Raw genomic sequence first — 7,322 nt, 5'->3', positions numbered from 1 at the left:
GTGATCGCGACAGGATTCGAACCTGTGACCGTCTGCTTAGAAGGCAGATGCTCTATCCAGCTGAGCTACGCGACCATTAGGATTATAAATAATCCAGGTTATCTGTCGGGGTGGCAGGATTCGAACCTGCGACCTCCGCGTCCCAAACGCGGCGCGATAACCGGGCTACGCTACACCCCGAAAAATAAAAAAAGCGGAGAGACAGGGACTCGAACCCTGGCGACAGTTACCCGTCGACAGATTAGCAATCTGCTCCGTTACCACTCCGGCACCTCTCCTAAATATGTTTATGAACTTATTTTTGCGAGTGCAAATGTAGCATTACAATTACATTTACACAACATTTTTTTACTTTTTTTTTATATTATTTTCACTTATCTATTCAGGATATTCAATTCTTAAATGATAAATATTCTTTAACTTCTTCTTTAACACCTTTTTAATGGTTTGTAATTCTTTAAAAGTAATATCAGCATTCATAAATTGTCCCTCCTCCATTTGCTTATTTACAATCCGTTCTACCAAATCATCTATTAATTGAGAATTTGGTTCTTTTATACTTTTTGATGCTGCTTCAACCGAATCACACATCATTAAAATGGCTGTTTCTTTTGAAAATGGAATGGGTCCTGGGTATTGAAAATCAATTAATTCAACCTTTCCTCCTACATTTTGCTCTTCCTTTTTATAAAAATAATATACCAATGTTGTTCCATGGTGAGTTCTAATAAAATCAATTATTCTATCTGGAATATGATTTTTCTTTGCCAGCTCTACTCCATTAATAATATGATCAATAATAATTTGAGCGCTATCTTTAGGTGGCAATTCGTTATGCGGATTCACAGAAGTACGCTGATTTTCTGTAAAATACATTGGATTAAATATTTTTCCTATGTCATGGTACAATGCTCCTGTTCTGGCTAACATTGCATTTGCATGAATTTCGTTTGCACAGGCTTCTGCTAAATTAGCTACTTGTAATGAATGCTGAAAAGTTCCTGGAGCCTTGTCTGCCAATTCTCTTAATAATTTAGAATTTGTATTAGACAATTCTTTCAATGATTCATCAGACACTAGTCCAAAAAGTTTTTCAAAAATATAAATTAGTGGTAAAACAAATAAAGTTGCACCTCCATTTAAAGCAAAATAGATAAATTTTTCATGGTCCAAATTTTGAACATTTCCTTCCTGAATAATAGAAAATGCAAAATAAGACACAAAATAAACAAAAGTAATCTGTAATACAGAAATAAATAAATTGGCGCGCTTATACAGCTCAGAAATGGTTAAAATTGTAACAATACCAGCTATTATTTGTAAAAATATAAACTCAAAACTATTTGGAACAATAAAACCTAATAATAGTACTGTTAATACGTGTGTAAAGAGTCCTAACCTTGCATCAAAAAAAGCTTTATGAACCAAAGGTAAAATAACAATTGGTGCAACATAAACATATTTAGCATCGTACTTTACAATAAATGTTATTAGTAAAATAATTAAAACAATATTAAAAAATATAAAGGTAACCTTTGTGTTGTTTTCAAAAATATCTAACCTGTATTTCCTTAAAAATAACAGAATCATTAAAAATGATAATGCTACCAATAATGTATATCCCGAAACAATCCAGGTGTAATTAGATTTACTCCAAACCTGCGATTCAAATTCATTTTTTAAGGAATTTAACTCCATAAACTTTTCCCCTTCAACTATATCTCCTTTAAAAATAATGCGTTCGTTTTCAGAAACAAGACCTTTTGTGTAGGATATTTTACTCAAATTTTCGTTTAATACTTTTTGAGAAAAACTTTCATCAAAACTTACATTTGGCTTTAACTCTTTATACAATATATTTATTACTGCTGTTTCAGTATCATTATAAGGTTGTTTCCCAAATTTGGATTTAATAAAATCTAATATTTGGTTTGATAAAAATATTTTGTGAAGTTGAATTTCCTGAATTTTATTTCCTTTACGTAAGGTAATAATGGTTTGCTCATTTTTTTGCTCACTAGAAGTTTCTAAATAGCCAAATTCATATATTTTATCAATAGTTAAATTTGTTTTTTCAATTAAATTGTTTTTTTCAAATTTTGAAAGTTCAGATGCTTCAACCAATTCCAAAACTAATTCAGTAATTGTACTCTTAACATTTGTAACAATTTCCTCGTTATAATTAAAATAACGTTTTGAAAATTCTTTGGTATCTAAAATTTCCTTATCTATTTCTTCCTGCGATTTTTGAATAGCAAAATCAAATGGTGCATAATAATTTTCGTATTGCCAAGGTTTCCCTTTTTGAAATTCGTATTTAAAATGTCCGCTTTTTGGAAAAAAGTAAACCACTAAAATTACTGTAGCAACATACAAAAGTGCTTTATAAAATAAGGAATGGTTTACAAGTAGTTTATTTATAGTGTTTTTCACGTAGTTTATTTTGCAATTCAAAAATAACAATAATTATTTTATGAACATTTGCAATTATCTTTATTTTTTAAGGTGTCCTCTAATCTTATAGGAGTATTTTTTGCAACCCAATTTTTATAGGTTGTAAATCCAATTTTTTTATAAATAGTATTTATCCTATTTGTTATCATTTTAGTTAAAGCTTTTGGCTTTGCTTTTTGAACAGAAATTTCTTCAATTATAGAATTTAATTGTTTTTGAACTTTTTCTCTTATTTGGTTATTTTCATTACTTAACCAATTTTCAAAAGAATCACTCTTTAAATGTTTATTTATAATAACCGCTGTCATTTGCTTTCCATGTTTTTTAGATTCCTGAATATTTCCGCGTCCGGTTACGGCATTTCCAATAGCAAAAACATTCTCAAGCCCAAGTACTTGATAATCTGCTTCAGCTCTCATTTTTAAGTAATTACGTTCGTAATTTAACCCTTCAATTTTTTCAGGAACACTACCAATTGATGAAATTATCATTTCAGCCTTAATTGTAAGAAAGCTATTTTTAATTGGAACTACTTTATTATTTTTAAGTTCAACATTTTGCAAAACAATACCACTAAGTTTATTATCTTTTTCAATTAAACTAAACGGAATTGCTAAAGGAATAAATTTAAATTGATATTTATCAACGTATTTTTTCAACAATTTTTCTGAAACTTTTTGAGCCTTTTCTTTGCTTTCTTTAGTATCATCTTTTGGAGATTTTAACGGCATAAATTTATCCGTTCGCCTATACACCAATGTTGCTTTTTCTATTTGAAGATCATTAAGGGAAACATTATATTTCTCTAAAATTGCAGTTATTCCCTTTTTTTCAAACGTAAATAAATCAATATTAATTCCTTTTTTTAAATACAATTGCTTTTTAACCAATTCTATCATCACAATTTTAATTACATCTAATGATGCTAAACCTCCTCCAATAACTATTGTATTATTTTTAAGAAAATAATTTTTACCTAAATAATCGCACTCATGTTTATGATTAAACCAATTTATAAATGAATTTTGATAAACAATTTCCTTATCAATAAACTTTTCAATTGTTGGAATTTCTAGAGCTCTATCTTGCCAAGCTCCATTTGCTAAAATAATGGCCGAAAAACCCCAATTTTTCAACAAATCATTAAAACTAATAGCATCGCCAATTTTAGTTAATGGCACAAATTGTATATTTTGGTGATCTAATTTTAAATTTATTTCAGCAATTTGCCGATCTCTTAATTTTATATGCCAGTTTGGTAATCCATCTTCAATTTTTCCGTACGGCAATTTATTCATATCAAAAACCACTACTTTAAATCCGTTCTGCGCCAACATATTAGCAGCTTCGGATCCAGAAATTGAGCCACCAATTATTGCTATATAATGATTTTTAAATTGTTCATTTACCTCCATAATTAGTTGTTTTTGAATCTCTCATGAAATTTATAAAACATACTGCTCTTCAAAGTAATAATTATTACAATAAATAAAGACCAACGCATAATTTAAAAGATTGCTTAAAAATTGCTAAATTCGCACTTGAATTTAATCAAGTATATGAAAGAAGTAGTTATTGTGTCCGTAGCCAGAACTCCAATTGGAAGTTTTTTAGGTAGCTTAGCAAATATTTCAGCTACAAAATTAGGAGCAATCGCCATTAAAGGTGCATTAAATAAAATAAATTTAGATCCAACACTTGTTGATGAAGTTTATATGGGTAATGTTGTTTCTGCTGGATTAGGTCAGGCTCCGGCTAAACAAGCTGCTATTTTTGCTGGAATTCCAAACACGGTTCCGTGTACAACTATTAATAAAGTTTGTTCCTCTGGAATGAAATCTATTATGATTGCTGCACAAGCTATAAAATGCGGAGACGCTACTATTGTAGTTGCCGGTGGAATGGAAAATATGAGTAGTATTCCACATTATTTTGATGGAAGAAATGGTGTAAAATTAGGAAACATTAATGTAAAAGATGGTTTGCTAGTTGATGGCTTAACAGATGTTTACGATGGACAACACATGGGAACTTGTGGTGATTTATGCGCAACAGAATATGGTTTTTCCAGAGAAGATCAAGATAATTTTGCAATTGCATCCTATAAAAAATCTGCTGCTGCGTGGGCAAACGGAAATTTTAAAAATGAAATTGTACCTGTTGAAATTCCTCAAAGAAAAGGTGATCCAATTCTTTTTTCTGAAGATGAAGAATATAAAAATGTACTATTAGAAAAAATACCAACATTAAGACCCGTTTTTAGTAAAGAAGGAACAGTTACAGCTGCAAATGCATCTACTTTAAATGACGGAGCTGCTGCATTGGTTTTAATGAGTTTAGACAAAGCAAATGAATTAGGTTTAAAACCAATTGCCAAAATAAGAGGTTATGCAGATGCTTCTCATGAACCAAAATGGTTTACAACTGCACCTGCAAAAGCATTGCCAAAAGCTTTGTCAAATGCAGGAGTTTCACAAAATGAAATAGATTATTTTGAATTAAATGAAGCTTTTTCGGTTGTTGGCTTGGCTAACATTAAAATTTTAGGATTGAATCCTGATAAAGTAAATATAAATGGAGGAGCCGTTTCTTTAGGCCATCCGTTAGGAATGTCTGGAGCAAGAATAGTTATTGCTTTAACATCCATATTAGAACAAAAAAATGCAAAACTTGGAGCAGCTGGAATTTGTAACGGTGGCGGAGGCGCAAGTGCAATTGTTATTGAACGAATGTAATTAAATTGTATGCTTTACGGAATTTGTAATTTAAGTATTATACCTTTAAGAATTGAACCAAACGACGCCAGTGAAATGGTATCGCAATTACTATTTGGCGAACATTTTAAAGTGTTAGAAACACGAAAAAACTGGAGTAAAATTAGAATAGCTTTCGATAATTATGAAGGCTGGATTGATAAAAAACAATATGAAGAAATTTCAGAAGAAACCTTTAATACTATTGAGAATTCTGTCACAGTTTTAACGGCTGATATTATAGATTTTGCTACAAAATCTGATCAAAGTTTCTTAACCATACCTATGGGATCTTGTTTACCTTTTTATAAGCAACAAAAATTAACTATAAACAATACAAATTATGTTTATGAAGGTAAAATTTTTAATGAAAAATTACCAAAAGCTGCTATTGTTGAAATTGCTTATAACTTTTTAAACACGCCGTATTTATGGGGAGGAAAATCTGCTTTTGGAATTGATTGCTCCGGATTTACACAAATGGTTTATAAACTTTGCGGATATAAATTATTAAGAGACGCATCGCAACAAGCTACACAAGGTGAAGTTTTAAGTTTTATTGAAGAAAGTGAACCAGGAGATTTAGCTTTTTTTGATAATAGCGAAGGTGTTATTACCCATGTAGGAATAATAATGAATGATAACTATATTATCCACGCACATGGTAAAGTTAGAATTGACAGAATTGATCATAGCGGTATTTTTAATATAGACTACCAAAAACACTCACATAAATTAAGAGTTATTAAAAAAATTATATAAATAAAAAAAAGCTCTCAAAATTTTTGAGAGCTTTTTTTTTATAAATATTAAATAATTTATTCGCCTTTTAATTCAGCATACACTGTTTTTATAGCTTCTAATTTTTCATCCATTCCTAAGTTTTCATATAAACCCATTAATGTTTGAACAACACTTATGCTTGATTTGTTTAATTCAAATGCTTTTTCGTAATAAGGAACTGATTTCTCATAAATTGCAAATTGTTGTTTTTGTAATTTATCATATTTAGCAAAATCATTTAAGCTTTTATTCATTTCCTCAATAATTGGACCAGCTTTTTCTATAATTGCAGCTCCAATATTATTATAAGCATCACCATAATCTGGTTTCAATTCAATTGCTTTTTCAAAATATTTAATTGCTTCATCCGTCTTTTTTTGTTCCATATTCATAACTCCCACATTATAATACAAGGTTGGTTCTGTAGGATTCATTTCAATAGCCAATTCTAAACGCTCTTTAAATTTAGCATTATCTCCTAATTTATAATAGATATTTGCTTCATCAATTAATAAAGAATAACTTTTTGGAAATTCTTGTCTTCCCATTGAGATATATTCTAAAGCTTTATCCATTTCATTTAAATCAGATGAATTTTGAGCTAAATTTTTGAAAATTAATTCACGTCTAGATTCTTTAACTTCTGTTCTTGGATTTTCAGCCATTCCTAATTTTACTTGTAAATCCATTGCTTTTTTATCTGGATAAGTAACATCTTTCCCGTCTGCTTTATTTGTAGCAACAAATTCTTCAGCAATACCAGTATAATTCATGTCTAACAATTGTTGGTATAAATCACGAGATGTTTTATACTCTTTTCCAAAGTAGTAAATTAAAGCGGCATTATCTAAAAACACAGTATCTACTGGGCTTAACTTGTATACTTGGTGAAAAAGTTTAGCTGCTTTAGAAAAATCTGCTGGCTCTTTAGATTCAATTGCAGCACTGTACTGGCTTGATGCTTTAGTTGCAATACCATTTACCATTTTACCCGATAAAGCTTTAATTTCATCGGTATATTTAAACGAATTAATGCTTTTTTCAAAGTTAAATAAATCATTAAAAGCAGCTGCAGTTTTATCTACATCCATTTGAGCACCTTCATTTTGATATAATGCTAATCCTTTTAAATAATAAAATTTTGCTTTTGTTTTATCATCTGCATTAGAAATTAAGCCTTCAGCTTGGTTAATTGCAGTTAATGCAGTATTAAAATCGTTTGATTTTATTGCCTTTTCAGCAGTTTTAATTTCGTCTTTCTGACCAAAAACAGTCATACTTAGTAAAAAAGCCGACACTATTATAAATTGTTTTTTCATTTTAATTGGTTTA

General features: G+C 29.7%; 5 protein-coding genes and 3 tRNA genes. 2 read left to right on the top strand and 6 right to left on the bottom strand.

The genetic code is table 11. The features are described 5' to 3' along the window. Position 1: 1 nt before the first annotated feature. The 5 genes from ABY298_RS05615 to ABY298_RS05595 all read right to left on the bottom strand — a co-directional run bounded on the left by ABY298_RS05615 (position 2) and on the right by ABY298_RS05595 (position 3,869). A tRNA-Arg gene (locus ABY298_RS05615) sits at positions 2-75 on the bottom strand. A 30-nt stretch (positions 76-105) separates the two neighbouring features. Beyond that, positions 106-180, bottom strand: a tRNA-Pro gene (locus ABY298_RS05610). A 14-nt stretch (positions 181-194) separates the two neighbouring features. Next, positions 195-278: transfer RNA gene (locus tag ABY298_RS05605), tRNA-Ser, on the bottom strand. 100 nt (positions 279-378) lie between these two features. After that, positions 379-2,433 (bottom strand): HD family phosphohydrolase, encoded by a 2,055-nt coding sequence (locus ABY298_RS05600; RefSeq protein ID WP_372745027.1) that lies wholly within the window; start codon positions 2,431-2,433, stop codon positions 379-381. A gap of 38 nt (positions 2,434-2,471) precedes the next feature. After that, positions 2,472-3,869 (bottom strand): hypothetical protein, encoded by a 1,398-nt coding sequence (locus ABY298_RS05595; RefSeq protein WP_372745026.1) that lies wholly within the window; start codon positions 3,867-3,869, stop codon positions 2,472-2,474. 144 nt (positions 3,870-4,013) lie between these two features. Between ABY298_RS05595 and ABY298_RS05590 the strand changes: the two genes are divergently transcribed. Then, on the top strand, positions 4,014-5,189 hold the full coding sequence (locus tag ABY298_RS05590; RefSeq protein ID WP_372745025.1) for an acetyl-CoA C-acyltransferase: 1,176 nt from the start codon (positions 4,014-4,016) through the stop codon (positions 5,187-5,189). A 9-nt stretch (positions 5,190-5,198) separates the two neighbouring features. Further along, entirely contained in the window at positions 5,199-5,969 is a 771-nt protein-coding gene (locus ABY298_RS05585) for an NlpC/P60 family protein (protein ID WP_372745024.1), read from the top strand. A gap of 56 nt (positions 5,970-6,025) precedes the next feature. On the opposite strand, the gene ABY298_RS05580 is transcribed toward ABY298_RS05585, so the two are convergent. Next, entirely contained in the window at positions 6,026-7,309 is a 1,284-nt protein-coding gene (locus tag ABY298_RS05580; RefSeq protein WP_372745023.1) for a tetratricopeptide repeat protein, read from the bottom strand. Positions 7,310-7,322 lie beyond the last annotated feature (13 nt).

Origin of the sequence: Lutibacter sp. (assembly GCF_041596795.1) — a bacterium.
In the GTDB taxonomy this organism is placed as follows: Bacteria; Bacteroidota; Bacteroidia; order Flavobacteriales; family Flavobacteriaceae; genus Lutibacter.
This window is presented reverse-complemented; position numbering and strand designations above follow the sequence as displayed.